This window comes from Dialister sp. (assembly GCF_051885895.1).
GTDB lineage: Bacteria > Bacillota > Negativicutes > Veillonellales > Dialisteraceae > Dialister.
In genome coordinates this window covers 110,740-135,888 of sequence record NZ_JBJEXP010000034.1, presented here as the reverse complement: position 1 = coordinate 135,888, position 25,149 = coordinate 110,740, and the positions used below count along the sequence as shown (strand labels likewise).

Genomic DNA, 25,149 nt, shown 5'->3' with positions numbered 1-25,149 from the left:
TATACTGCCTTGATGAAAAAAGTCAATAGGATTTTTGAAATAAATTTGTAAAGCCTCGCGTCAGCCTGCAGGAAATACAATCCTGCACCGCTTATGCGCTCCTATATTTACCTTTTCCCCTGATTTATGTTAAAATCACTGTAATACACAGAGCGGAAGTCTCTGACGAAGGAGGACACTATGTTACACCAGGTTTCTATTTTCACCGCCAATACAAAGGGCGCATTAAGCAAAATGACGGCTATTCTGGCAAAAAATGACATTAATATTTACACCATGCTGGCTACAGACAGTGCTGAATTCGGTATCGTCCGTCTTATCGTGGACAAATCGGAAGAAGCCATGCAGGCGCTGGAAAAGGCAGGCTATCAGTGCCGGGTGGATCTGGTACTGGCAGTGGATATGAAATCCGATAAGCCCGGCACCCTGGACCACATTCTGTCCGACCTGCAGAACGCCAATGTAATGATCCGCTATCTTTATATTTCCTTTGACCGTCAGAGCGGCTCCCCGATTGCCGTATTCTCCACCACAGAATCGGAAACGGAGACTTTCCTGAAAGGAAAAGGATACCATCTGCTGGATCGTTTCTAACAGATGATGAAGCTGCGAAATCCCGCAGCTTTTTTTATTTTCCCTTTTTCATCATGTTATAATAAAAAGGAGAAGATGCTGTCTTCTCCCAAGGAGGCCTTATATGAAAAAGCAGGAAAAGTACCCGTTAAACCCAAAAGAGAAAGAGCTTCTCCACCGGGAAGAGGAAAAGCTGGGTCACCCGCTGCAGGAACTGGCAGGCGGACCGGCCTACAGCATGTGTTTTGCCTGCGGAGATGAAAATCCCATAGGGCTTCATCTCCATTTCTTTTCCATTCCTGACGGCTGCCTTGCCTTCTTTACCCCCTCCCATGAGCACCAGAGCTATAACGACCGCATGCACGGCGGCCTTATCATGACTCTCATGGACGAGGTCATGGGCAATTATCTCTTTTTAAATACAGGCATTCCCGCCTATACAGGTAAAATGGAATCCCGTTTCCGCTCTCCCGTCCTCATCGGGGAAACGGTGAAGATCATCTGCCATGAATTGAAGCGGAAAGGTCCCCTGTCGGTGATTGAAGCCAAAGTGCTTCACGAGGATGGCTCAGTGGCTGCCGAAGCCACATCCCATATGATGTTTGAGCAGGGAAATCATTGATTTTTTATAGAAAGGATGATTCAAATGGCAAAGGAAGAAATCATTGAAAAGGTAAAGGAAGTTATGAATGCCCCCAGCTGCTATGAAGGCCTGAAAAAAGTCTGTGAAGTCTATCTGAAGGCGCTGGGCACAGAAGAGGAAAAAGGCGCTGCCGCTGCTCTGAAGGAAGAGCTGAAGGCAGATGTAAACTCCCTGGACAATGTCATTCCCTTTTTTGAATCGGAAGAAGGCGCTAAATTACTGGGTGCCGATACGGCAAAAAGCCTTGCAGCCGCTGCCCATGCAGCTAAGGAAAAGGGCGTAAAATACTGCATCTGCCCCGCCTGCACAGCCGGCGGATGGCTTCTGGATCACGAAGCGGAATGGTAAGAAAAACAGGCCTGACACAGACTGTGTGCCGTTTCTGAAGCAGGGAAATCCATGCCGCAGCAGAGGCTGTCCTGCATAATAAAAAAGAGCGCCGGGTGATGATGATCATCACCCGGCGCTCTTTCTGCTATAGAACCTGCTGACGCCATGACAGCATCTGATTTTACGGGCATCCCTGCCCCGGATTCATAAGCCGCCTTCAGAGATTACCGGCCTTCAATGGCTGCTGCCAGTGCCTGAGCCAGCGCAATATCAGAAGCAGGGTTCTGTCCTGTAATCAGTTCATGATCTTTGACTACATGGCTCTGGTAAAGGGCTCCCTCTTCCATATAGCCGCCTGCGATCTGAAGTGCCTGTTCTACATGGAAAGGCATTTCCGTGCCCTTCTTCAGTTCACCGGGCCATTCTTCCGCATCGGAAAGAACGGTCATATGATATCCTTTATAAATCCAGTTCTGAGAAGCTTCCTGGGCTTTGGCGAAATCGCCGTCCACCAGTGCCTTCCTGTAGGCTTCTGCCTGAGGAAGAGCTGCCAGAGAAGCTACCGGGCCATGGCAGATCATGGCTGTTGGTTTTCCGGATTCATGGAAATAGCGGAGCATTTCCCCCAGATCCCGGCTCTGCATCAGATCAGTCATAGGTGCATGGCCGCCGGGGATAAAGATTGCTTTGTATTCATCCAGATGGCGAAGAGCTTCCTTGAAGGAAATGGGAGAAAGACCGTTGATGAAAGCTTCCGCAGAAGCTCTTCTTTCTTCACTGCCATTAAAGAAATTCTTATCATTGGAACTCTTATCCATCACCGGTTTCTTTCCTTCCGGTGTAGCCAGCACGATTTCATAGCCTTCTCCTGCCAGATACTGGGAAGGAACGGCAAATTCATTCAGAAAGAAACCCACATTCATGGTAGAACCGTTTTTCAGTGTCATCGTATCTTCACCGGATGCGATAACAAGAATTTTTCCCTTTGTCTCTGCAGCCTGAGCAGGAACCATGCCCAGCAGTGCAGAAATAATCATGAACAGAAATGCAAATGCTTTTTTCATGGAATAACCTCCTTATTTTTTATGGGATTTCAGCACGGTCTGTGCCAGTCCTTTGACCCAGTCCTGATGGCCCATGTTCATGGTATCCGGATGGGTATTAAACAGATCCTTCGCCGGCTTGCCTTTTTGAGATTCCTGGGTCAGGATGCGCACTCTTCCTTTTGGCATATCTTCAATCAGCCAGGCATGGACCACGTCAAGGCGATGGTCTGCATCCCCTTCGGCCCACCCATGCCAGGCCAGTCTACCCGGCTTGCCCTGGGAGGGCTTTTCCAGTTCAATGACTTCAGCTTCAATGGGGAACCCGAAGGTTTTGAAACGGAAGCGGGTGTCCTTTTTCAGCATGGGACCGTCATGGTTATAGAAGTACACATCTGCCACATTGTCATAGTAGCTTGGCCAGATGGATGTATCCAGCAGATTGGCAAATACTTCTTCCGCAGTAATGCCGGGAACAATAATTTCATTGGAAGCAAAATTGTCTGTAAAGCCGGGCAGGTATTCTTCCGGCCAGTTGATTTCGTTTAACATGATAAAACTCCTTTTGTAATGATTGATTTTCTATCCAAACTGCAAACTCCGGGAAGCGTCCTTCCCATGAACCGGTTCTCAATGATGGATGTATTATAGCGCAGTACCTGCTTTTTCGTAAGAATGCACTTTAAAGTCATATAGTTACCAAAAGGGTAGCGAATGCTTCCCTTTCCGGAAAAACAAAAAGAGAGACCTATGAAACAGTTCGCAAGTCTCTCTTTTTTATTACTCTTCATGGGAAGGGTGCCCTTCACCCCGGTGAAGGATACGGTCTCCCATATATTCATTTCCCCAGTCACACATGGCCGTCACAATGGGAGAAAGGGTTTTCCCGAAATCTGTCAGCCTGTATTCTGTCTTCGGCGGCACCACAGGATAGATGGTTTTATGAATCAGCCCGAAATTTTCCAGATCATGGAGCTGCTGGGACAGCATTTTTGCGGTCACATTGGGAATCATCCGCTGCAGCTGACTGAACCGCAGCACTTCATGAGACAAATGGTAAAGAATCACGCATTTGTATTTACCGCCGATAATGGAAAGGGTAGCTTCCACCGGGCAGTTAAAAACTTTCTTTTCATCCATAGAAAATCCTTTCCTTTATCTGTAATGAACCTTCTGGCTGTCAAAGCGGTCCCGGCTGCTGCCTTTCCCCAGGGGATAGCCGAAAGGAATGAGCGTAAAAGCCTCTTCCTCTTCGGGAAGCTGCAGCAGGGAATGCACGGCATCCATTCTTTCCCGGATGGGTGCAATACCCAGCATCACGCCGCCAAGCCCCAGACTTTCCAGCTCAAGCAGGACATTTTCCGAAGCAATGGCACAGTCAATCTCGCCGAATTCAGGAAAGCGAAGAGCTTTTCTGTCGTAAGAAACTGCCAGCACGGCGGGAGCCATAGCCGCCGGTGAAGCATAGGGGCTGACCCGGGCAAGCTTTTTCAAAAGCTCCTTATCCTCTATAACATAAAAGCGCCAGGCTTCTTCATCTCCTGCCGAAGGAGCCTGCATGGCTGCCCGAAGCACTTTTTCTATTTTTTCTTTTTCCACCGGTCTTTTTTCAAACCGGCGGACACTGACTCTATTCCATATTTCATCCATAGAAATTTTCCTTTCCGGAGTTACTCTCCTTTTTCTTACCAGATACATTGTAAGCTAAAACCGGCTTTCATGTAAGAATGTACTTTCAAGTGAGTCACTTACTTTTTCTATAGCATGACAGTTCTTCAAAAGATCAGGACCAAAGAGATACAGACTGAATGCCGAACCGCTTGATAAGGCTGCCCATTCCATGCCCCATGCTTTCCTAAAGGTAATGGAGTGTCTTTAAAGTGCATTCTTTCACAAGATGCAGTTATACACTATGATATATCCATTCCCCGGTATGAAGAGGGAAAAAGCGGCATGAAGCAGAGTGTTCTGTTCTCCGCATTGTCTTAAGAAAGGAGCCCATTATGGCCAATATTTTACTTGTATCCGGACACCCGGATTTAAACCACTCTTTAGCAAATAAAACCATTCTTACTAAAATGGAAGAATCCGATCTTCCCTTCACCCTCCGCCGTATGGACCTTCTGGGCTGGGACTTCGACATCGCCCGGGAGCAGGAATATGTAAAGCAGGCGGATATAATCGTATTCCAGTTTCCCCTTTACTGGTACTCCTTCCCTGCCATCATCAAAAACTGGGTTGAAAAGGTTTTCGCCCATGGATTTGCTTACGGATCCACCGGAAATGCGCTGAAGGGAAAGCATCTCCTTCTCTCGTTTACCGTAGGCGGCGGTGCCGATCACTACAGAAAAGACGGACAGAACCGTCATCCCATAGAAGAATTCCTTTACAGCTTCGAGCAGATGGCCTCCTTATGCCAGATGAAGTATGAAAAGCCCGTTTACAGCTTTGGAATGGCCTATATTCCCGGCGTCAGCAGTGAAGAAGACAGGAACCGGGTCACTGATCTTTCCATCAGCCATGCGGAAAGACTTATGGATGCACTCCGCTCCCTGCGGAAAAAAACGGCACATTAAAATTATAAACTGTAATACAGCCGGTGAATCCCTGCTTTTCTGAAAATGCCTTCCCTTTCGGGAAGGCATTTTCAGCTTTTTAAGAATCCCACGAAAAAATATGGAATTCCAATACCTATGCAGTTGGATGCTGCCATTTCAAGAAAGCACTGCCTTCTCAGCGTACGTAAGGCACTTCTCCCGGTTTCACCAGCCCCAGATCATCCCGAGCCTTCTTTTCCAGCTTGGCCGGATCTTCCAGATCTTCCTTCTTGGTTTCCAGTTCCTCTTTTTCCTTTTCCAGCCGGTCTCTCTCCTGAAAAAGCTCTGCCTCCTGCTCCTTGACCTGGACAAAATGATATACATTCTGCACGACCACAAAGGCCGTAATCAGGGTCACCACCACAAAGATGATCCGCAGCATGGGACTGGTGGGAAAAAGACGCTTCAGAAAGGGAGGTTTTCTTTTTTTACGCATGCACTTCTTTCGGCTCCTTTCCCAGCATCCGGTTCATAAATTTATAAATAGCCGGTTCTGCCGCCAGCTGCGCCTGATACTCCTCTTCCGCTTTAGCAGCTGCAAATCCGTAATCGAGCCAGCTCTTTACATCAACCCACCGTTTGGGATCATTATAGAAAGCGGCAATCATAAGGCGGCCGTCCCTTTCCGCCGATGCCACAAGACAGTCTCCCGCAGCTTCCGTCATGCCGGTCTTTATGCCGTTGGCGCCGGCATAGCCGCTGGAAAGGAATTCATTGCGGTTTTCCACATTTCTGTAAATGCCGTTCCTGTAGGTCATGGGATAGGTCTTTCTCTTCACGATATCTCTGAAATCCGGATTCTTCATGGCATAGGCCGCAATCCTGGCCATATCTTCAGCTGTGGTGTAGTGGTTCGGATTTGTCAGACCATTAGGGTTGGCAAAATGGGAATTTTTTGCACCAATGGCCGCAGCCTTTTCATTCATCATCTCTATGAAACGGTCATAGGAGCCTCCCACCGTTTCTGCTGTCGATACGGCGGCATCATTTCCGGAAATGAGCATCATGCCGTAAAGCATCTGGTGAAGGGAAAGAGGCATATCAGGACGAATGCCCAGATTCGTGCCGTCCTGCTTCATGGCCCGTGGTGTAATGACTGCATTCTGTTCCAGCTTATCCTTTCCTTCCTCCAGTGCAATGATGCAGGTAAGAATCTTGGTGGTGCTGGCCGGATAGACCTTCAGAGTACCTTCCTTTTCCGCCAGAATGTCCCCGGTATTTCCATCCAGCAGGGCTGCCGATACGGCTCCCGATGGCGGAGGAGGCGGAAGCTCCGGTTTCTTCGGCGGCTCAGGAGTGATGAGTGCCAGAATGCCAAAAGCTATGCCCGCAAATACAACCGCCAGTACAAGGAGAGCCAATAATTTTTTCATAATCTGATGAATTCATTCCTTTCTATTTCTATGCGGGAGAGAAATCAGGCTTCCGGAATGGCGCCTGTCTCCGTCTCCGCACCGTTTCCGTTATCCTTCTCCGCCGCTTTTGCTTTCTTTTCCAGTTTCTCCCTGCGGGAATCAATCTCGAAATCGCTCTTCACCGCTTCGCCGCGGTCCTTTGCTATACCCTTGTTCAGGTTTTCCACATAGAGTTTCCCGTTTTCCGAGGAAGAAAGATTGTAAACGGCTGTATTTCCGCAGTAAATGGTATCATCTTCTATTACTGCATCAGGTACATTGCCTGCATGGTAAAGCTTATCCAGCTTTCCGGCCGTAAGGAAAGTTCTTTCCTTGTCCGTATACCGTCCGGCAGCAATGGGCTGGAAAGTCTTTTCTCCGTTGACCATAATCCATCCGTCTTTTACATCCACATGTCCACCGGAATACTGTTTCATCCATTTCAGGTTTTTATTGATGCGGTCGCTCGTTTTCGGATGGTTTCCCGGTGCCAGCACCGCCTTGATGCCGGAGGGAGAGCTTTCTCCGTATTTATCCTTCAGCACCTGCATGGAAGCTGCTCCGCCGCCGGGATTATAGCCCGCTTCTACCAGATACTGGAAGCCCAGCGCATCCGCTTCTTTTTCCTGATCTTTTGTAAAGAAGGCATTGGATACATAGTTGGCCGCAATATTGCCAAGAATGTACTCTCCGTAGGTAGCACTGCCGCCCAGGTACACATCCAGAGCCGTAATGAGGCCCACTCTCTTCTTCACGCCGCTCACGCTGTGCCTTTTCTCTCCATGGGAAATTTCATGGGCCATGACGTAAGCCAGCTCATCATCGTCAAAGGCATCCAGGGAGCCCTTATTGACGCAGAGCACGCCGCCAAGGCTCATGAATGCATTGATCTCCTCATTAGGCGATACATAGACATTGTAATTGCGCTCCACCGCACCGGTATTCCGGATATTTTCATAAATGGACTGGACCCGGTTATCCGCTTCCGCTGATTCATACACGCCGGTCTGCTGCTGGCACTGATCCAAAAGCTTTAATCCGTCATGATCATCCATGCGGGAATAATAACTGGAAACGAAAAGGAGTGCTGCCGCCCCATACAGAATTTTCTGGGTCGTCGTTGCCGCTTCTACCGTAACCGGAGCGGCCGCTCCCGTGAGACAAACCGCAGCCAGCATGGCAGCGGCTATTTTTTTCTTCCATCCCTTCATATTTCTGCCTCCTGATCAATGATACCCACTGATTTGATATATTGTACCATGTTTAGAAAACTTGTGCCTGCTTTCCTGTCATATGGGCTGCCTTTCCCTGTAGTTTTCATTCGATTTCTCTCGATTTATTTGCGTCTATTTGATATAATAGAAAAGTATAAATATGTGAAGTGAATCCCACCTCTTGAAAGGAGTTTTTTTATGACAGCCGATAATCTTACGTTTTCTCTTGAAATTGATTTCATCCCCGATATTACAGAAGGACGCGACGAACTCAAGGCCAAGATGAAACAGGTGGCCGACAAACACGACGGCACCTATATTCTTGATCCCAAAGGCCGTCCCATTATTTCCGGTCTGGTTAAGGATGATGTGGAAGATACGCTGAAAGACCTGGGCCTCCTGGCTTTCGGTTCCTGGCCTTCCTGCATTCTGACCTGCACCATGACCACGCCTCTTCCCATCCGTTCCGTAGGTATGTCCGACGGCTGGGATATTTACACCGGCAAAAAGACATTCTTTGCTTTTGCCCAGTTCCCGTCCGATGCCCTCTCCATCATGACAAAGGCCTGCACCTATTATCTGGAACACGAAAATTACCAGTCCATGGAAGAATTTATTGATAAAATGGGCTATGAAGCTTTCCGCGACGCTGTACTGGGCAATACCATGCCCGGATCCTCAGAAGCTGATGCCGGCAACTATTACGGCGGCTTCGGCTCCCCTGATGTACCGCCGTTAAAGGAAGGGGATTTTGTCCGCCCGGAAAACAATATCATGCAGATCATTGAAGTCTATCCGGAAATGGGCCCCTTCCTCATGGAATACGGCATGTCCTGCGTAGGCTGCTTTGTATCCTATGATGAAAACCTCTGGCAGGCAGCCCAGTCCCATGGTATGGATGTATTTGAAATCATCGGGGAAATGAACGAATTCATCGCCGACAAATATAAGAAGCCCCTTCTTACCGATGATACGCCTATGGAAACCATCCTTACCATGTATCCCCAGCTCCTGCCTGTTTTCCAGGATGAAAAGATTGCCATGCCCTCCGACATGAAGACATCCATCGGCACCATGTGCCGTGACGCAGGAGTCGATTCTGCTGCCCTCATTGCCAAATGCGATGAACGGCTGAGAGGCAAGGAAGAAGCCTGATTTTATGAAAATAAAAACGATGCAGCCCAAATGCTGCATCGTTTTTTTATGTGCCCTCTGTCTTCTCCTTCAAAAAGCTGCAGAGCTTATGGAAAAACAGTTCATTCTGTTTCTTGTCCCGTTTGGGCGGTCCCTTCATGTGATTTCTGGAGGAGCGCCTTGCCTTCCCTGCTTCATACCGCTGCCAGAGGAGGCCTTCTATATTTTCCTCATTATACTGCCATCCATCCTGATGAAAGGCATAGGCCTTTTCTGTGAGCGCCAGCGCTGCCAATCCATAATCCTGGGTAATCACCACATCCCCCGGCCGGATACGGGATATCAGAGCCAGATCCGCCGCATCCCGTCCCTGATCCACGAGAATAACCCGGCTTGTCTCCGAATGAATCAGATGACTGGTATCGCATAAAATCAGTACTTCAATTCCAAACAGAGCGCATGCTCTTTCTGTTTCCCTTATCACAGGACAGCCGTCCCCATCAATCAATACTTTCATATGACTCCTGTCATGGCAATAAAAAACTGCAGGCTTTGGCACCTGCAGCTTCTGATTTCTTATTTCATTTTCCAGCCCGATTTCTTCAGCATGGTGACTACCGGTACGATGATGACGGCGGAAACGATGGCTTCCGGTACACCGTTCATAGCAACGATACCCATGATCGTAGCGCCTACGGCTTCCACGGAAATTCCCTTGGATGCTGCATAGGGAGCGCCCACCAGAAGGAAGAAGGAGCCAAGGAAAAGGATCGTATTGCAGAGGGAACCGCCGACGGCTGCTATGCCTACGCGGAGGCCTTCCCGGCCGGGCATATGTTTATACAGGAACCAGGCAAAGAGTCCGATGCACACTCTCGGTACAATGCAGATGAACGCATCATAAAAGGGATTGTACTGCAGAGCAAACTGCAGCAGAAGGCTGGGCGCCCTGAGCGTCTGTATGAAGGAAAAGAGCCCGAAGAGGAACCCTACCAGCGCCCCTACCTTGGGGCCTGCCACCAGCGCACCGATAATGGTGGGAATGTGAAGGATGGTGGCATTCATGACAATCAGGGGAATGAACCCGTAGCCTGTGAGTCCGAGGAAAATGGTAATTCCTGCCAGAAGTCCGGACACCGTAAGCTGTCGAATACTCAAAAATGCGTGATTTGCCTGGGGTACATGATTAACTTTTTCCATTTTGAAACCTCCGTTCTTACTCTCTTTGAGATATAAGCCGTAAATGCAGCGATATACTCACCCCGCGGTCCGGTTCCTTTCTTCTGATACCGGCAAAGCGGAGCCCCTTTATCTGCCAACTGTTATTATAATGAACAGATTTTATTTGTCAACAGTTTACTCTTTAAAAATCCATCCGGTCAGCTTCATGGCTCCCATCAGTGCCAGTCCCGTAAGCCACAGATCGGACAGATAGGGAAATACGGAAAGATAGGACGGATCCAGATAGGCCCGCCACAGTCCGCTCCCGGTTATACGGGAAGAAATAACCACCGGAATGAAAAGCAGGAAAAGCCAGAAAATGGCAGAGAAAACAGAGGTTACAGCCCGATGCGCCTTAGGCCCATTGAGTGCCAGGAAAAGAAAAATGCCAAAGGTCATCATGGCCAGAAAGATTTTCCCATAAAAGACAATACCGAAAATCTCCATCAGGAAAAAAGAAGCCGTAAAAGGATCCAGCCGCATACCGCCAGCATAGTAAAGGCCGAGGAAAGCAGCCATGGCTGTTCCCGGAATGAGTCCGCTGAAAAAAGAACATCCCAGCCAGAGGCTGATCATGGAATCCTTCCGTTTCAGGGAATCATACAGCAGTGCCAGCTTTCGATCCAGGAAGAAAGACAGCAGGACAAAAAAAGAAAGAATCAGGAACGCACCGATTCCCGTCAGGGCAGGAACCGTTTTCCATTCCCGGTCAATCCGGGGCAGATAATTCCAGAAAACCACCATTTCTACAATTACCAGAGATACCCAGACCGGCAGATGCACGGCTGCCCTCCAGGGTCCCAGTTCACTGCCCCATCCTTTTTTCTGCAGAAGATAAAAAATAAAAGGCACCAGCAGTCCCGCTGCCCAGTAGGCTGTCAGTCCCACAGACAGGGAAAAAGCTGTATGCACCACAAAGCCGCCCAGTCCCCAGGGAATGGTAAGAGCCAGAAGCCAGAGCAGCTGTTTGATCAGATCTTTATTTTTAAGCATTCTATCACCTCAATGGCTCTATTGTACCACATCCGTGCATGGAAACAGGGACAGGTTCAGAGGGTGGTGGGAAAGGTTCTTAGGTTTGACGGTCCTGCGGGCCGAGGGTGGTAGTATTGCCCCTTTAAGGCGATGATTATTGATGATTATTATAGTCAGTGTTACGTGCCTGCCTTCCCTCTACTGCCGCTATTCCGAATGAAGTGAGGGATTCTGGTGCATGCCGATAGTGATTCCAGCCGGCCTGCCAGTGCGCCGGCCCATTAAAAAGCCGCCCGGCTGTCCGGGCGGCTTTCCTTATTTCTTCTTTCCCTTTTTATCTGTTTTTTCTTTCTTCCGCTTCTGGCGCATATTCTTTCCTTTATGCCCAAGAGCCTTATGCTCCTTTTTCTTGGTAGGTTTATACATACCGGGAGTAACCGTTTTTTTCTTCGGTTTTCCCTGTCTCACTCTCCGTACATTTCCCTTTTCATCATAACGGGTAATAGTTTCGGAAATAGATTTCTCCAGCTTCCGAAGGAGACTTCCGTCTTCCGGTGTGGCATAGGTAATGGCGATGCCTTTGGTGCCTGCCCTTCCTGTACGGCCAATGCGGTGTACATAGTATTCCAGATTTCTGGGAATGTCATAGTTGAATACGTGGGTGATGCCTTCCACATCCAGCCCGCGGGCGGCAATGTCCGAAGCCACCAGGACCTGGATCTTTGCTTTTTCAAATTCCCGGATTACCTGGTTTCTCTGGCCCTGGCTCATATCGCCATGGATTTCATCAACCACGAAGTCCGTTTCTTCCTGCAGCTTTCCTGCAATTTCATGGGCTTCTTCCCTGGTATTGCAGAAAACCACAGCCATATAGGGGTTCATTTCCGTCAGGTGGCGTACCAGAAGCTTGAATTTTCTGGGTTTCGTTGTTTCATAGACTCTCTGTTCCACCGTGGAAGCTGCTGCCTTTTCTGCCACATCCACCACAGCTGGATGTTTCATATACTTCCTGGCAAGCCTTACCGCTTCATCGGGCATGGTAGCGGAAAACAGGAGCAGCTGCCTCTTTTTGGGCGTTTCATCCACCAGCGCCTCGATATCTTCCCGGAATCCGTTCGCCAGCATCTGGTCTGCTTCATCCAGAATCACCGTCTTGACCTGGGACAGATCCATGCTTTTTCTTCGAATATGATCAAGAAGCCGTCCTGGAGTACCAATAATGACCTGAGGATCTCTTTTCAGTTTCTGGAGCTGATTTTCAATGGTTCTCCCGCCGATGATGTCCACTCCGTCAATGCCGAGTTCCAGGGCAAAGGGCCGGAAAACGTCAAAGACCTGTTTGGAAAGTTCCCGGGTAGGCGTCATAATGAGGACCTGGGTGGCTCCCTTTTCCTTATCTACTCTCTGAATTACCGGAAGCAGGTAAGCCAGTGTTTTTCCGGTTCCTGTCTGGGCGCGGCCAATCAGGTCCTTTCCCTTGAAAATAGTGGGAATGGAAGCCTGCTGAATAGGTGTGGGCACCTTGATTCCCTGCAGTTTTAAAAGAGAGATCAGGGACTCTCCTACACCAAGTGCTGCGAATGCGTTCATATTTCCTCCTGTTACTGCGAAATGTGCATAGAATTTCTTTTATTATATCACAGCCGGGAATCCGGCCAATGCGTTCATCCCTGTCTTTTCACCGCAGGCAGCGCAAAAGCTGCCGCCGTCCCCAGGATACCGGCTATCCAAAGGATACTGAGTGCTTCCTGCAGTCCCCACAGATCTGCCGCCCAGCCTACCAGGGGAGCAAACATGCCTCCCAGGGTAGTGGAAAGCCCCAGTGTGACTCCGGATGCAAATCCCGCATTTTTCCCAAGATAGGTCTGCCCCAGAATAACAATAGGGCTGTAGGGCATAAAGACGGAAAGAGCAGCCGGTATAAGAAGAATATAGGCCAGAGAAAGGCTCTCAGTACGGGTCATAAGGAAATAGGCGGGAATCATGCACAGGAAAGCGGCGCGGATGATTTTAAGAAATCCGATTTTATCTGCCAGCACGCCGCCAAGATAGGTAAAGCAGGCCCCCAGTCCAAAGAGAATGGAAAGAGCCATCGTTCCTTCTCCCTCCGTAGATCCAAGCACATGGATCCAGAGCAGAGGGATAAAGGTATTGCTTAATGTAAATCCCAGAGATCTGGCAAGGATCAGAATCGACAGCTTGCCGAAAGAGACCCAGTCATTGCGTTTGGGCCCGTTTCCACCTGCCGCTGATTCCTTCTTCTCTTCCAACGCCGCATCCCGCAGGACAGAAGGCATACGGAGAAAAATAGCCAGCGCAATCAGAGTATTGAGCACACCGAAAATCAGAAGAGAATGTATCCCCAGCTGATATGCGCAGAGGCCTGCCAGCAGCGGGCCTGCCGCAAAGCCTGCATTGCCTCCCACTGAAAAAATTCCCATGGCCCTGCCCTTCTGATTTCCGGAAATCCGGTTCACCATCAGGGCTGCTTCCGGATGAAAAAGAGCACTGCCTACACCGCAGCAGAGGGCAGCCGCGAAGACTGCACCGAAGCTTGAAGTAAAGCCTACAGAGGAAATGGCCAGACCGCAGAGAAGACAGCCCAGTGAAATGAACCAGGGCTTGGAAATCCTGTCGGAATAATAGCCGAAAAGGGGCTGCATGACAGATGCAATGAGCACATTGGCAAAGACGAGCAGGCCGGCTTCCTTATAGGACAGGCCATAATGGGCTATAAAATAAGGCAGAAGCGCAGGAATAGCCCCCTGGGACCAGTCTACCGCCAAATGACCGAAGGCGAAGAAATAAACCGATAGATTCATGGAAGGCTCCCTTCTTTTTTCCTAATTGTATGATAAAGCAGGGAAAAAGAGAAGACTTTCCTTTTCTGTTTTTCTATTGGCATTCAGAAAACAAAAAAGCTTCAGGATATTGTCCTGAAGCTTTGATTTTGAGTGGTGCGGTCGGAGAGATTTGAACTCTCACGGATTACTCCACTACCGCCTGAAGATAGCGCGTCTGCCAGTTCCGCCACGACCGCATATGAAATTAAACAACAAGTAGGAATAAAGATTGTGGTGCGGCTGGTGAGACTTGAACTCACACGATCGAAAGATCACTACCCCCTCAAAGTAGCGCGTCTGCCATTCCGCCACAGCCGCATATATGGTGCCTCAGAACGGAATCGAACCGTTGACACAAGGATTTTCAGTCCTTTGCTCTACCAACTGAGCTACCGAGGCAAAATTGTGGCGACCCGGATCAGATTTGAACTGACGATCTCCGCCGTGACAGGGCGGCATGTTAGACCACTACACCACCGGGCCGTTTGGTGGGCGATAACAGGATCGAACTGCTGACATTCTGCTTGTAAGGCAGACGCTCTCCCAGCTGAGCTAATCGCCCACATTGGTGACCTGTGCGAGATTCGAACTCGCGAACCCGCCGTGAAAGGGCGGTGTCTTAACCACTTGACGAACAGGCCACATATGGTGATCCATCCGCGACTCGAACGCGGGACACCTTGATTAAAAGTCAAGTGCTCTACCGACTGAGCTAATGGATCATTTGGCAGGGGTAGTAGGATTCGAACCTACGCATGACGGAGTCAGAGTCCGTTGCCTTACCGCTTGGCGATACCCCTATGGCTCCTGAAGCAGGGTTCGAACCTGCGACATCGTGATTAACAGTCACGCGCTCTACCGGCTGAGCTATTCAGGAATTTATAGCAACATCCTTTCGGATGATACTAGCAATGGAGCGGAAAACGGGACTCGAACCCGCGACCCCAACCTTGGCAAGGTTGTGCTCTACCACTGAGCTACTTCCGCATGTGTTAGCAACGATATTATTATATCATTACTTCGTCTTTTGTCAAGTCACTGTTGAAATTTTATTTTCTTCAATGTTTTGACCCTCAACGTCACGTCCTATACTTTATCACATTGTGATATTTCTGTCAACAGGAAGTTTTGAATCAGTCAAGATTTGACTTCCTGTCTGCAGGACTTCCGCCGTGCGACGAAAATGATTATATCCTATCTCACCTTTTTTCGCAAGTACTTTTTGAAAAATATTTTCTACCATAGAATCAAAACGCACAGATGCAGAAAAAAGCTGCCGGTCAGAAATGATTCCGAAACCGGCAGCTGCCGTGCCTGTTCTGCAGGATAAATGCTTTTCTTTCCGGCCGGAGCTACAGGTCCAGCCCCGAGTCCATACCGAATACCTTCATATGCCTGCTGAAAATGGAATCGCCCCGGTCGGTAAAGTAGCCAAGGTATTCCGCCACTGTATTTTCTCCCTCCGGTTTTTCGGCGCTGGAGCTTCCATAGGCGGTGCGGTCAGCCAGGAACCTCCCGTCCATAGGCATAAAGGCTGCAGAAAGCCCTTCCAGCATGGCAGCAGCAAAGGGATGAATGTCCTCGACTGCCACCGGATTGCCTACAGTTGATACTGCATCGGTAAGTATAGCTGCCGATGCTCTGCCTGCTTCTGTCCGTCCCTCCGTAATCGAGAAGGGGCATGTAAAGAGGGTTTCTACCTCCAGGTAATCCAGGGCCGAGAGAAACAGATACAGAGAAGCCAGATTTTCCTCTGACACGCCTACTCTCCGCAGATCCACAATGTTGGCCGGTATATCATCCACTGCGTCCGATGCGCCGGCTGTCAGCACGGAAAAAACCTTCCATCCTGTTTCTTCCCATTCCGGTGCTCCTTTAGAGCAGATATCTTTCCACAAGCGGAAAATATCCGCCTGTTTCAAAAGAAGAGGCTTTTTCCCCTGAGGTGGGATATGAAAATAATGAGCTGAAATACGGGCTTTGGGATTCGGTTTTTCAATAAACTCTTCTGAAAGACCTGCATCCCTGAGCCTTGCCTTCAGGTATACCGGCGGTACGCCCATATCAATGAGCCCGCCAATCATCATGTCCGCTGTCAGTTTACCGTAGCATCTGATAAAAAGAGCTTTCATTATTTAATCTCCTTTCTCTGCCTTCCACTTCCTGCGCCGTCAATAGCCACATCCACATCAGCACTGCCAAAGGTTTTCATCTGGTTCAGCATATCAATGGCCGCATCCAGAAGAGAAAGCCCCAGAGCTGATCCAAAGCCTTCCGCCTCGGTAAAATCATAATGGAGAAACGCCTTCATCTGCAGTTTCTGCATCTGCATCTGATGGACCGGTTCATTGTAGTATACAGAAGGGAAAACAAAATTCCTGATTTCCGGATATACGGTTACTGCCGCCAGTACAGCCGCACCGGTCACCGCATTGTCAAAGACCACAATCATGCCTTTTCTGGCTGCTTCTACCACAAATCCAAAGAGCGCCGCAATTTCCGCAGACCCTACTTCTGCCAGATTTCCCACCGGATCTTTTGCAAACTGCCCCACACCGGAAAGAGACAGCCTCAGTCCGCCTGCAGAAGAGGCCTTCATCAGATCCTCCTTCATAATGGCAGCTGTCACCGCCAAGGCTGACAGGAGGGATCTCTCGCCTATATTGCCCAGTCCTGCCGCTTCCACGCCCTGGGAGTAGAGCGTTTTGGCCACTGACATACCCAGGGAAATGGCATTTTCTACCACCTCATCATCCATGGCCGGCCTTCCATGATGGGTGCCGTGGATCATTTTCCTGGTAAGAACCCCTTCGATATCGGATGTATCTTTCTCAAGGCCTGCATCAATCAGATATACCGGAGCTTCCAGCTGTCTGGCAATGCTGTTCACCGGGCCGCCTCCCTGTGCTACCAGCTTCATTTCATCATGGGACAGCTGTCCTTTGGTTTTGTTTCCCCCGTCCACTGCCGTATCGCCGCCGAAGATAACGACAGCCTTGCTGAGATAGGACGGTTTGACCACACCGGTAATTCCCGCCATACGTACTGCCATTTCCTCCAGTTTTCCCAGGGAATGGATGGGTTTAATCAGATTATCTACATACAGCTGGCAGGCTTTCATCATTTCTTCATTCAGGGAAGGAATAGAACTCATGCTTTCACCCCCGCTTCTTCTTTCGTAACGCATTCCCGATATACGGAAAGAGCATAGTCCAGCATTCTGGTCTGAATGCCGGCACCGATGGCTTCACCCAGACGGAAATCCAGGTCAATATACTCCGTCAGCCCCAGAGCAGCCAGCGATTTTTTATGGGCCTGCTCCAGAGACAGATGAGATGCCATAAGATAATGCACGGCCTCAGGGCAGAGCGCTTTTGCAATAAAAGCGCTGGCAGTGGTATTGAAGCCATCAATAATGGTCAGTGCATGATTGGCAGCTGCTCCCAGAATAACCCCGGTCATACAGCCGTATTCAAAGCCTCCCACCTTGGAAAGCACATCCAGGCCATCCCGTGGATCCGGACGGTTTATATCCATGGCTTTCTGCACTACTTCCACTTTATGACGAAGTCTTTCATCAGAAATGTTTGTTCCCCGTCCGGTTACTTCCAGTGCATTCCACCCATTGAAAGCCCCCAGGATGCAGGCAGATGATGTGGTATTGGAAATCCCCATCTCACCAATGGTAAATACCTTATACCCCTCTTTTGCTTTTTCTTCCGCAATCTCTATGCCTGTTTCAATGGAACGGACAGCCTCTCCTCTTGTCATGGCAGGTCCCTCTGCAATGTCCTTTGTTCCCCAGGCAATCTTACGATCCAGCAGGTCCGGCACGCCGCTCATATCTGCATTGATCCCCATATCCACTACTACCATGTCGGAGTGAGAGTAGTAAGCCATGGCATTGGCTGCTGCTCCCTTTGTCTCCACATAAGCCCGGGTCATACCCACTGTTGTGGACTGTGGATAGGCGGAAACACCTTCCTTATACACTCCATGATCCGCGCAGGCGATGACAGTACAGCATTTCGGAATGGCCGGCATGGCCTCCCCTGTGGCACCGGCAAACTGGACGACCATATCTTCCATCTTTCCAAGGTCCCCCATGCCAAGGTATAAATCTTTCCAGCGGGCTGCCGCCTGCTCCATAGCATCTTCATCCAGCGGTTGAATTTGATTCAGTGTTTCATCCAGTAAACCCATTCATGCCTCCTGATTATATTTATATTATATTCTTATTAAATCTAAACAGGTCAGATTCACATTTATTATATCATGAATGGACAGGCAGTGCCCTCTTCCTGCGCCGTTGTATGTTTTAGGGAAAATCATTATAATAGAGTAGGATAGTCTAAGGAAGCACCATTTGATGAAGTATGGCTTGTCAAAAGATTACAAAATCTTTCCTATTTCCAGCCGGTGTTCCAAGGAAAATTCAATTGAATTGAATAAAGCCAAAGACGGGAATAGGCTATGGAGCCGTTCCTTTTCTCTTTGCAGCAGGTAAAGGAGGTTTTACCAGTGGATTTTGAAAAACTGTATATTGATGGACAGTGGGTTCCCGGTGCATCAGGCCAGTTTATTGAGGTAGAAAATCCGGCTGAACGCCGAATCTTTGCCCGGGTTCCCCGAGGAAATGCAGAGGATGTAGATAAGGCAGCCAAAGCAGCTCACAAAGCGCTTCCTGCATGGTCTGCCCTTCCCCTTGCACAGCGGATTGCTCTGATGGAAAAATTTCTGACTATTTTCAAAAGCCAGGAAGATGACCTGATTGACATTACCATAAAAGAACTGGGCTCCCCCTATTCTTTTACAAAATCTTCCCAGGTGGAATATCAGTACGTACGTACCCGTTCTTACATTGATCTGGCACCGAAGGTTCCTATGGTAGAAAAAATGGCCTGCTCCACTACCTACAGGGAACCGGTAGGCGTTATCGGCTGCATTACCCCCTGGAACTATCCCCTTGGCCAGGTTATTCAGAAAATCATACCGGCCCTGCTGATGGGAAATACAGTCATCCTGAAACCAAGCCAGCATACTCCTCTTTCTTCCTATTACCTGGCTGACGCCTTTGAAAAAGCAGATTTTCCTAAAGGAGTATTCAACCTGGTTACCGGAAGAGGCGGTGAAGTGGGAGATGCTTTGTCTTCCCATCCTCTGGTGGACATGATTTCCTTTACCGGATCCACCTCCGGCGGTATTACCGTAGGTAAAAGGGCACTGGAATCGGTCAAGCACATCAGCCTGGAACTGGGCGGCAAATCCCCCTATGTCATTCTACCGGCTGCCAGTCATGACTACACCGATCCTATTCATATCTGCTTCAACAGTATCTTCCTGAATTCCGGGCAGACCTGCACCGCCTTCTCCCGTCTCCTCGTTCCGGAAAACGAAAAAGAGACCATAGAAAAGCAGCTGGTAAAAATTGCCGCCGAATATACCGTAGGTGATCCCACAGACCATACCGTAAAGCTGGGACCTGTATCTTCCCTGCAGCAGTATAAAAAGATTTCCGAATACATTCAAAAGGGCATGGATGAAGGTGCCCGTCTTCTCCTCGGCGGCCTGCCCCAGTCACCGGACAAGGGGTATTATATTGCTCCCACAATCTTTACCGACGTGAAAAATGATATGACCATTGCCCAGGACGAAATTTTCGGGCCGGTGCTCTGCGTCATTCCGTACAAGGATGAAGATGATGCCGTCCGGATTGCCAATGACGTACGCTACGGACTGAATGCAGGCGTATTCGGTCCCAAGGAAAAGGCTATCGCCCTGGCCCACAGGATTCAGGCAGGCAATGTATATATCAATGCCAGCCCCAGGGATACGGAAGCTCCTTTCGGCGGCTATAAGGAAAGCGGGCTGGGCCGCGAAGGCGGCATTTATGGGATGATTGAGTTTACTCAGCAGAAAGCCCTCTTCGACTCAGGAAAATAAATGCCCACAAGGCATCTTCTGCCCGGTATTTCCTGCTGCTGACAGGTTTCCTGTTCCTTCTTTTTTCGATATAATATAAAAAAGGAGGAGCTATGAATCATTCCATCTTAAAGAAAATCGCCATCATTCTTATTCTGATCCTGGCCGCTGCCGGCGGCTGGTACTTTCTTTACTGGTCAAAAACACCAGCCTATGCAGCCGCGGAAATCCAGCAGGCAGTCAGGAAAAAAGATCTGCAGCTTTTTAAGGAAAGAGTAGACATGGACAAGGTCTACTCCTCTGCCGTGGATGACACTGCTTCCTACCTTGCTTCCGACGGCAGGCCGGAGCATGCACTGGCGTCCTCCATTCTGAAAATGCTGAAAAAACAGGCAGTGGATGAAATGGTGCGGCAGACGGAAATCCGTTTTACGGAAGGCAGCGAAAAAGATAATGCCGGCAGAGCCGGAAAAATCATGTCAGCCTCCCTTGGGTCAGCTGCCCTTTCCCTGACGGATATACTGGACGTGAAAGAAACAGACGGAAAGGCTGTGGTCCGTGTCAAAGTCCATGACAAGAAACTGGATAGAGACTTTACCTGGCAGGTACTTATGGAAAAAGATGTGAACGGAAACTGGACAGCCGTGAGGATTCTGAATCTGAAAGATTACCTGAAAGAACGGGCCGGTTGAATTCATTCACAAAAAATGCGGTATCTCCTAGAGAGACACCGCATTTTTCTTTGCAGCAGTCTATGTGATTCCTTAAATAATCTGAAAAAGGAAAAACTTTAAATAATAGGTTTCCGGCACCGTCAGGAGAATAGGATGATCCGGTGCCTGCTGACGGAATTCGATCTGGCGAAGCGTTACACCGGCATCCCGGGCTGCTTCTTTCACCATTTTTACAAACAGTTCCTCTCCCATGAAATGGGAGCAGGAGCAGGTAGCCAGGTATCCTCCACGGGGAAGGATTTTCATAGCCCGGTAGTTGATTTCCTTATAACCCCGAAATGCTTCATGCACTGTTTTTCCTGATTTCGTAAAAGCAGGCGGGTCGAGAATGATGTAATCATAGTCATGATTCTTTGTGCGGTCCAGCTCCGTGAGGTAATCAAATACGTCCGCCTGCACGGCCCTGATGGAAAGTCCGTTGATTTCTCCATTATGGGCGGCCATGTCCACCGCTTCCCGGGATATATCCAGTGCCGTTACAGAGGCCGCTCCACCTTTGGCTGCATTCAGAGCGAAAGCGCCGGTATGGGTAAAGCAGTCCAGCACGCGGCGGCCACGGGCGATGGAAGCAGCGGCCAGCCGGTTGAATTTCTGGTCCAGGAAGAAGCCGGTCTTTTGTCCGTTCTCCACATCCACGGTATAACGGATACCATTTTCCACAATATCCACCAGTGTCTTTTCAGAGGATTCATCCAGAAGCGGTGACTTGTAAAATCCTTTGTACTCCGCCATGCCTTCCAGTTCCCTGATTTTCACATCATTTCTTTCATAAACGCAGGAGACAGGAAGATTTCTTTCCCGCAGCACCTCAATAAGGCCGTCAAGAAATTCCTTTTTCCGTTTTTCCATGCCCAGAGAAAGAACCTGAACCGACAGCACATCTCCAAAACGGTCCACCGTCATACCCGGGAGCTGGTCTGCTTCTCCAAAAACCAGCCGGCAGCAGTCATAGTCTTCCTTTCTCATCACCTGCAGCCGATAATCCACGGCATAGGCAGCCCGCCGTTTCCAGAATGCCCTGTCAAAACGGTCATTGGCATTGGTGGAAAAAATCCGAACGGTTATTTTGGAATGAGGATTGTAAAATCCGCTTCCCACAAATTTCCCCTTGGATGAAAGGACCTTAACGATGTCCCCGGGTTCTATACCCTCTTCTGCACTTTTAATTTCCGTCCCGTAAATCCAGGGATGTCCTCCTCTGGCTGCCAGTTCTGCCCGTTTACTGATTGTTACCGTTTTTAATGCTTCCATCTCTGTCTCCTATATAAACAAAATAAGGTATATTTCTGTTATTTTACCACAGGGAGAATAAGGAAAACAGGCCTGCCATGGCAGGCCTGTTTTCCAGGTTCAGCGGGTTCAAAAGAAGGGAAGGTTGACGGGCCCTGGGGTCCGAAGGTTCTTAAGGTTCTTATATTTGATGCGCTTATGGCGCGAGGGATGACGTAACGGCTGCGCCGCAGTTTATAATGCCGCTTCCCGGCATTCCCTTTCACTGTGCACTCCTGCATAAGATGCACAAGCCAGACAAACCGGGCACTCTCCTTTCAGGGAGGCGCTGATTAATTCGCTGCTTGCCTTCATTCTTGAAATTTTATGCAATGCATGGAATGAGATGACGAGAATAGCAGGCTGATTAAGAAATCCCATGACGAAGCAGTGCATAAAACTTCTTATGAAAGTAAACCCTATGAATGAATCAGCGTTTCCTTAGCTTCCTGCCCGCGGCAGCAGTCCCCCCTTCCCCCCATAGATGGGGAGGCAGGGGACACTCTGTCATCCCAAATATTTGTGGAAGAAGGCGGCGATTCTGTCGAAAGGAATCTTTTCCATGTTATCGTACAGGTCTGTGTGGTTTGCGCCGGGAACGATGAGAAATTCTTTGTTATTTCCTTTCAGTTTCTTAAAGGTATCTTCAGAGAAGTAGCGGGAATGAGCCTTTTCGCCGTGAATAATGAGCACCGGGCTTTCGATTTCATCGGCATAGGTCATAAGAGGCATGTTGGTGAAGGACAGGGCACTGGTCACATTCCAGCCATCGTTGGAGTTAAGGGACCGGGGATGGTATCCTCTCTTTGTCTTGTAGTAGTCATAGTAGTCTTTCACAAACTGCGGTGCATCGGCCGGAAGAGGATCCACCACGCCGCCGTCTCTCTTGTAGTTTCCATTCTTATAATCTTCTGTCCGCTGCTGATTCAAGGCTCTGCGGCGGTCCATTCTTTCCTTTTTCAGGGTATCCTGGTCCTTTGTATAATCAAAGTAGCCATTGGCAATGACGCGGCTCATGTCATACATGGTGGAGGTCACGGTAGCCTTGATTCTGGTATCCATGGCTGCTGCATTGATGGCCATGCCGCCGAAGCCGCAGATACCTACAATACCGATTTTATCAGGATCTACATCATCCCTGTTGGACAGATAGTCTACGGCAGCAGAGAAATCTTCTGTATTGATGTCCGGGCTGGCCACATTTCTTGCCACTCCACCGCTTTCACCAACGAAGGACGGATCAAAGGCAATGGTCAGAAATCCCATTTCTGCCAGCTTCTGGGCATAGAGACCGGAGGCCTGTTCTTTTACAGCGCCGAAGGGACCTGCCACAGCAAGAGCTGCCATTTTTCCTGTCCTGTTTTTCGGCATGTACACATCAGCTGCCAAAGTAATGCCATAGCGGTTGTGGAAAGTCACCTTGCTGTGATTAACCTTGTCGCTCTTGGGGAATGTTTTGTCCCAGATATCCGTGAGCTTCAGCGGCTCATCTCCCTGCCAGGGAGTAGTAGAAATCTGACGCGCTCCGTTTCCTTTGTCTGCCTGGCTTTTCACATCGGCTGCATCTGCTGTCATCACAGAGCCTGCCACAGCAAGGCCTGCCAGGGCGAAAATCATCCACTTCATTTTCTTAACATTTTTCATTTTCTTTTCTCCTTTGCTTACATGTTACACATGCATGCCAGCTTCAAAGGCTTCATCCAGTGCCTTATGATTTCCAATGTCGCCCTCATCCGTCACGCCGCCAGCAAAGACGGTACCGGCCAGGCGGGATTTCGGAAAACAGTCAATCCAGCCGGTAAGACAGGAAACAGCCTTCTCCGGCGTATGAGGATTATCATCCGCTGCTGCGGTAAGAAGATACACGTCCCGGAAACAATATGCCTGGGGAAACAGGGGATTACAGCGGTCCAGCAGCGTTTTCAGCTGCCCGCTTATTCCGTAGTAATAAATGGGTGTGGCAAATACCACCACGTCAGCCTTCCCTATCTTTTCACAGATTTCTTCCGCATCATCCTTCATGAAACAGCGAAAGTTTTTTTGGCAGGAGAGGCATCCTGTGCAGAACCCGAACTTTTTCCCCTGAAGAGAAATCAGTTCCACCCGGTTTCCCGCCTGCTCCGCCCCCTGGGCAAAAGATTCCGCCAATGTCCGGGAATTGCTTTTTCCCCGCAGACTGGCGGAAATGATAATTACATTTTTATCCATAAAAATACCCCCTGCTCTATTATGTGAACCATCATTTCATTGATGATTCCATTATAGAGCAGGAGGTATTATGATAACCAATACCCGATTATTTTCACTAATCATGCTTAGCAGGTATAATAAGCTGCAGGCTTCATGACTGATCTTCCCGGAAATAATCTTCCATCTGACTTTTCAAAAGTTCTGCCGCCTTGGACAGAGTGCGTTCCTTTTTCCATATCAGGAAATTACCGCTGTGCAGGGCAGGAATAAAAGGACGGAACACCAGATTCCTGCGGTAGGGGGTGTCGCAGGGAATCAGGCCGTCATAGGTAATCATGCTTCCCATCCCCTTTTCTACCAGAAAGGCTGCATTATAGGCCAGATTGTAGGTGGCAGCAATATGGAGCTCCTCATTTCCTCCCATCCAGCGCTGGATTTCATTTCTGGACGCCAGCTGGGCGGCAATGATGAGAGGTTCTTTTCTCACATCGGCTGCACGAATGCCCGGCTTTTCCGCCAGTGGATTGTCCTTTCGGAGAAGCAGGCCCCAGGTATCCATATAGGGCAGCCGGATATAGTAGTATCCATCCGGCGGTATGCTGCGGCAGAGAAGGGCAAAGTCAAGCAGCCCCTTTTCCAGATAGTCCATGGACTGCTCCCCGTTTCCGCTTAAGAGATGAAGATGAATATCAGGGTACCGGCGAAGGGCAGGGGCCAGGGCAGACACCACATCCCTCATGGCTTCTGTTTCTCCGCAGCCCATATATACGTCCCCCGCCACTGCATCACTGAGATGGGCAAACTCGTTAATAGTCCGTTCTTCTAGAGCAACCAGCTCTTCTGCCCGTGCTTTAAAAAGAATGCCTGCATCCGTCAGGGTTGTCTTCCTCTTGCCCCGTACAAAAAGTTCGGCTCCCAGTTCTTCTTCCAGCTCCTGCAGCTGCCGGGAAAGGGTGGGCTGGGTAAGATGCAGCTTTTCTGCCGCTTTTGTAATATTTTCTTCCTCAGCCACTGCCAGGAAGTACTTGATTACCCTTAATTCCATGCTGTCCCTCCATCCTATGCTT

At 49.2% G+C, this 25,149-nt stretch carries 26 protein-coding genes and 10 tRNA genes; 7 read left to right on the top strand and 29 right to left on the bottom strand.

Going from position 1 to position 25,149, the window contains the following annotated elements; translation table 11 throughout:
* The first annotated feature begins 180 nt into the window (after window positions 1-180).
* The 3 genes from ACI4N7_RS03430 to ACI4N7_RS03420 all read left to right on the top strand — a co-directional run bounded on the left by ACI4N7_RS03430 (window position 181) and on the right by ACI4N7_RS03420 (window position 1,564).
* A complete protein-coding gene (locus ACI4N7_RS03430; protein ID WP_439731963.1) occupies window positions 181-594 on the top strand; it encodes an amino acid-binding protein in 414 nt (137 codons plus the stop codon).
* A 103-nt stretch (window positions 595-697) separates the two neighbouring features.
* The gene (locus ACI4N7_RS03425) at window positions 698-1,195 is read left to right on the top strand and encodes a PaaI family thioesterase (protein WP_439731962.1); all 498 of its coding nucleotides are present in this window, start codon (window positions 698-700) and stop codon (window positions 1,193-1,195) included.
* Window positions 1,196-1,219: 24 nt separating this feature from the next.
* The gene (locus ACI4N7_RS03420) at window positions 1,220-1,564 is read left to right on the top strand and encodes a heat-shock protein Hsp90 (RefSeq protein ID WP_439731961.1); all 345 of its coding nucleotides are present in this window, start codon (window positions 1,220-1,222) and stop codon (window positions 1,562-1,564) included.
* 206 nt (window positions 1,565-1,770) lie between these two features.
* Here the strand turns inward: ACI4N7_RS03420 and ACI4N7_RS03415 are convergent, their stop codons facing one another.
* The 4 genes from ACI4N7_RS03415 to ACI4N7_RS03400 form a co-directional block, all read right to left on the bottom strand.
* The gene (locus ACI4N7_RS03415; RefSeq protein WP_439731960.1) at window positions 1,771-2,610 is read right to left on the bottom strand and encodes a type 1 glutamine amidotransferase domain-containing protein; all 840 of its coding nucleotides are present in this window, start codon (window positions 2,608-2,610) and stop codon (window positions 1,771-1,773) included.
* A gap of 12 nt (window positions 2,611-2,622) precedes the next feature.
* A complete protein-coding gene (locus ACI4N7_RS03410; protein WP_439731959.1) occupies window positions 2,623-3,141 on the bottom strand; it encodes an SRPBCC domain-containing protein in 519 nt (172 codons plus the stop codon).
* Between the two features lie 228 nt (window positions 3,142-3,369).
* The gene (locus ACI4N7_RS03405; RefSeq protein ID WP_439731958.1) at window positions 3,370-3,729 is read right to left on the bottom strand and encodes a winged helix-turn-helix transcriptional regulator; all 360 of its coding nucleotides are present in this window, start codon (window positions 3,727-3,729) and stop codon (window positions 3,370-3,372) included.
* A gap of 15 nt (window positions 3,730-3,744) precedes the next feature.
* Window positions 3,745-4,239 (bottom strand): nitroreductase family protein, encoded by a 495-nt coding sequence (locus tag ACI4N7_RS03400; protein ID WP_439731957.1) that lies wholly within the window; start codon window positions 4,237-4,239, stop codon window positions 3,745-3,747.
* A 353-nt stretch (window positions 4,240-4,592) separates the two neighbouring features.
* Here ACI4N7_RS03400 and ACI4N7_RS03395 point away from each other — a divergent pair, with 353 nt between their 5' ends.
* A complete protein-coding gene (locus ACI4N7_RS03395) occupies window positions 4,593-5,165 on the top strand; it encodes an NAD(P)H-dependent oxidoreductase (RefSeq protein ID WP_439731956.1) in 573 nt (190 codons plus the stop codon).
* 157 nt (window positions 5,166-5,322) lie between these two features.
* Here the strand turns inward: ACI4N7_RS03395 and ACI4N7_RS03390 are convergent, their stop codons facing one another.
* From ACI4N7_RS03390 to ACI4N7_RS03380, 3 genes are read right to left on the bottom strand one after another with little or no spacing between them, the layout of a single operon-like run.
* Window positions 5,323-5,622: an FtsB family cell division protein gene (locus ACI4N7_RS03390; protein ID WP_439731955.1), complete on the bottom strand. Its 300-nt coding sequence runs from the start codon at window positions 5,620-5,622 to the stop codon at window positions 5,323-5,325.
* Window positions 5,615-6,559 (bottom strand): D-alanyl-D-alanine carboxypeptidase family protein, encoded by a 945-nt coding sequence (locus ACI4N7_RS03385; protein WP_439731954.1) that lies wholly within the window; start codon window positions 6,557-6,559, stop codon window positions 5,615-5,617. The genes ACI4N7_RS03390 and ACI4N7_RS03385 overlap by 8 nt, the downstream gene beginning before the upstream one ends.
* 44 nt (window positions 6,560-6,603) lie before the next feature.
* Entirely contained in the window at window positions 6,604-7,791 is a 1,188-nt protein-coding gene (locus ACI4N7_RS03380) for a M48 family metalloprotease (RefSeq protein ID WP_439731953.1), read from the bottom strand.
* Window positions 7,792-7,992: 201 nt separating this feature from the next.
* On the opposite strand from ACI4N7_RS03380, the gene ACI4N7_RS03375 reads away from it, so the two are divergent.
* Complete coding sequence (locus tag ACI4N7_RS03375) at window positions 7,993-8,949, top strand: DUF1858 domain-containing protein (RefSeq protein ID WP_439731952.1); 957 nt, start codon at window positions 7,993-7,995, stop codon at window positions 8,947-8,949.
* A gap of 46 nt (window positions 8,950-8,995) precedes the next feature.
* On the opposite strand, the gene ACI4N7_RS03370 is transcribed toward ACI4N7_RS03375, so the two are convergent.
* From ACI4N7_RS03370 to cobT, 18 genes are all read right to left on the bottom strand, one after another.
* Window positions 8,996-9,445: a YaiI/YqxD family protein gene (locus ACI4N7_RS03370; protein WP_439731951.1), complete on the bottom strand. Its 450-nt coding sequence runs from the start codon at window positions 9,443-9,445 to the stop codon at window positions 8,996-8,998.
* A 59-nt stretch (window positions 9,446-9,504) separates the two neighbouring features.
* Window positions 9,505-10,128, bottom strand: a complete 624-nt coding sequence (locus ACI4N7_RS03365; RefSeq protein ID WP_439731950.1) for an ECF transporter S component — start codon at window positions 10,126-10,128, stop codon at window positions 9,505-9,507.
* Window positions 10,129-10,284: 156 nt separating this feature from the next.
* Complete coding sequence (locus ACI4N7_RS03360; RefSeq protein ID WP_439731949.1) at window positions 10,285-11,142, bottom strand: hypothetical protein; 858 nt, start codon at window positions 11,140-11,142, stop codon at window positions 10,285-10,287.
* Window positions 11,143-11,439: 297 nt separating this feature from the next.
* Entirely contained in the window at window positions 11,440-12,714 is a 1,275-nt protein-coding gene (locus ACI4N7_RS03355) for a DEAD/DEAH box helicase (protein ID WP_439731948.1), read from the bottom strand.
* 74 nt (window positions 12,715-12,788) lie between these two features.
* Window positions 12,789-13,946, bottom strand: a complete 1,158-nt coding sequence (locus tag ACI4N7_RS03350; protein WP_439731947.1) for an MFS transporter — start codon at window positions 13,944-13,946, stop codon at window positions 12,789-12,791.
* A gap of 133 nt (window positions 13,947-14,079) precedes the next feature.
* Window positions 14,080-14,164 (bottom strand) — tRNA-Leu (locus tag ACI4N7_RS03345).
* 35 nt (window positions 14,165-14,199) lie between these two features.
* A tRNA-Leu gene (locus tag ACI4N7_RS03340) sits at window positions 14,200-14,285 on the bottom strand.
* 5 nt (window positions 14,286-14,290) lie between these two features.
* Window positions 14,291-14,366 (bottom strand) — tRNA-Phe (locus tag ACI4N7_RS03335).
* Between the two features lie 7 nt (window positions 14,367-14,373).
* Window positions 14,374-14,450: transfer RNA gene (locus ACI4N7_RS03330), tRNA-Asp, on the bottom strand.
* A gap of 3 nt (window positions 14,451-14,453) precedes the next feature.
* Window positions 14,454-14,529 (bottom strand) — tRNA-Val (locus tag ACI4N7_RS03325).
* Window positions 14,530-14,533: 4 nt separating this feature from the next.
* Window positions 14,534-14,608, bottom strand: a tRNA-Glu gene (locus ACI4N7_RS03320).
* A 5-nt stretch (window positions 14,609-14,613) separates the two neighbouring features.
* Window positions 14,614-14,689: transfer RNA gene (locus tag ACI4N7_RS03315), tRNA-Lys, on the bottom strand.
* A gap of 3 nt (window positions 14,690-14,692) precedes the next feature.
* Window positions 14,693-14,767: transfer RNA gene (locus ACI4N7_RS03310), tRNA-Gln, on the bottom strand.
* Between the two features lies 1 nt (window position 14,768).
* Window positions 14,769-14,844 (bottom strand) — tRNA-Asn (locus ACI4N7_RS03305).
* A 35-nt stretch (window positions 14,845-14,879) separates the two neighbouring features.
* A tRNA-Gly gene (locus tag ACI4N7_RS03300) sits at window positions 14,880-14,954 on the bottom strand.
* 365 nt (window positions 14,955-15,319) lie between these two features.
* Window positions 15,320-16,099: a nickel insertion protein gene (gene larC / locus ACI4N7_RS03295; protein WP_439731946.1), complete on the bottom strand. Its 780-nt coding sequence runs from the start codon at window positions 16,097-16,099 to the stop codon at window positions 15,320-15,322.
* Window positions 16,099-17,121: a nicotinate-nucleotide--dimethylbenzimidazole phosphoribosyltransferase gene (locus tag ACI4N7_RS03290; RefSeq protein ID WP_439731945.1), complete on the bottom strand. Its 1,023-nt coding sequence runs from the start codon at window positions 17,119-17,121 to the stop codon at window positions 16,099-16,101. Before ACI4N7_RS03290 ends, larC begins: the two co-directional genes overlap by 1 nt.
* Entirely contained in the window at window positions 17,118-18,170 is a 1,053-nt protein-coding gene (gene cobT / locus ACI4N7_RS03285) for a nicotinate-nucleotide--dimethylbenzimidazole phosphoribosyltransferase (protein ID WP_439731944.1), read from the bottom strand. Before cobT ends, ACI4N7_RS03290 begins: the two co-directional genes overlap by 4 nt.
* Before the next feature lie 318 nt (window positions 18,171-18,488).
* On the opposite strand from cobT, the gene ACI4N7_RS03280 reads away from it, so the two are divergent.
* A complete protein-coding gene (locus tag ACI4N7_RS03280) occupies window positions 18,489-19,910 on the top strand; it encodes an aldehyde dehydrogenase family protein (protein ID WP_439731943.1) in 1,422 nt (473 codons plus the stop codon).
* Window positions 19,911-20,002: 92 nt separating this feature from the next.
* Window positions 20,003-20,581 (top strand): DUF2939 domain-containing protein, encoded by a 579-nt coding sequence (locus ACI4N7_RS03275; RefSeq protein ID WP_439731942.1) that lies wholly within the window; start codon window positions 20,003-20,005, stop codon window positions 20,579-20,581.
* Window positions 20,582-20,653: 72 nt separating this feature from the next.
* Here ACI4N7_RS03275 and ACI4N7_RS03270 read toward each other — a convergent pair whose 3' ends face one another.
* The 4 genes from ACI4N7_RS03270 to ACI4N7_RS03255 form a co-directional block, all read right to left on the bottom strand.
* Window positions 20,654-21,874, bottom strand: a complete 1,221-nt coding sequence (locus ACI4N7_RS03270) for a class I SAM-dependent rRNA methyltransferase (protein WP_439731941.1) — start codon at window positions 21,872-21,874, stop codon at window positions 20,654-20,656.
* A 525-nt stretch (window positions 21,875-22,399) separates the two neighbouring features.
* Window positions 22,400-23,536 (bottom strand): alpha/beta hydrolase, encoded by a 1,137-nt coding sequence (locus ACI4N7_RS03265; RefSeq protein ID WP_439731940.1) that lies wholly within the window; start codon window positions 23,534-23,536, stop codon window positions 22,400-22,402.
* 24 nt (window positions 23,537-23,560) lie between these two features.
* Window positions 23,561-24,100 (bottom strand): flavodoxin family protein, encoded by a 540-nt coding sequence (locus ACI4N7_RS03260; protein ID WP_439731939.1) that lies wholly within the window; start codon window positions 24,098-24,100, stop codon window positions 23,561-23,563.
* 133 nt (window positions 24,101-24,233) lie between these two features.
* Entirely contained in the window at window positions 24,234-25,127 is an 894-nt protein-coding gene (locus ACI4N7_RS03255; RefSeq protein ID WP_439731938.1) for a LysR family transcriptional regulator, read from the bottom strand.
* Between the last annotated feature and the right edge of the window lie 22 nt (window positions 25,128-25,149).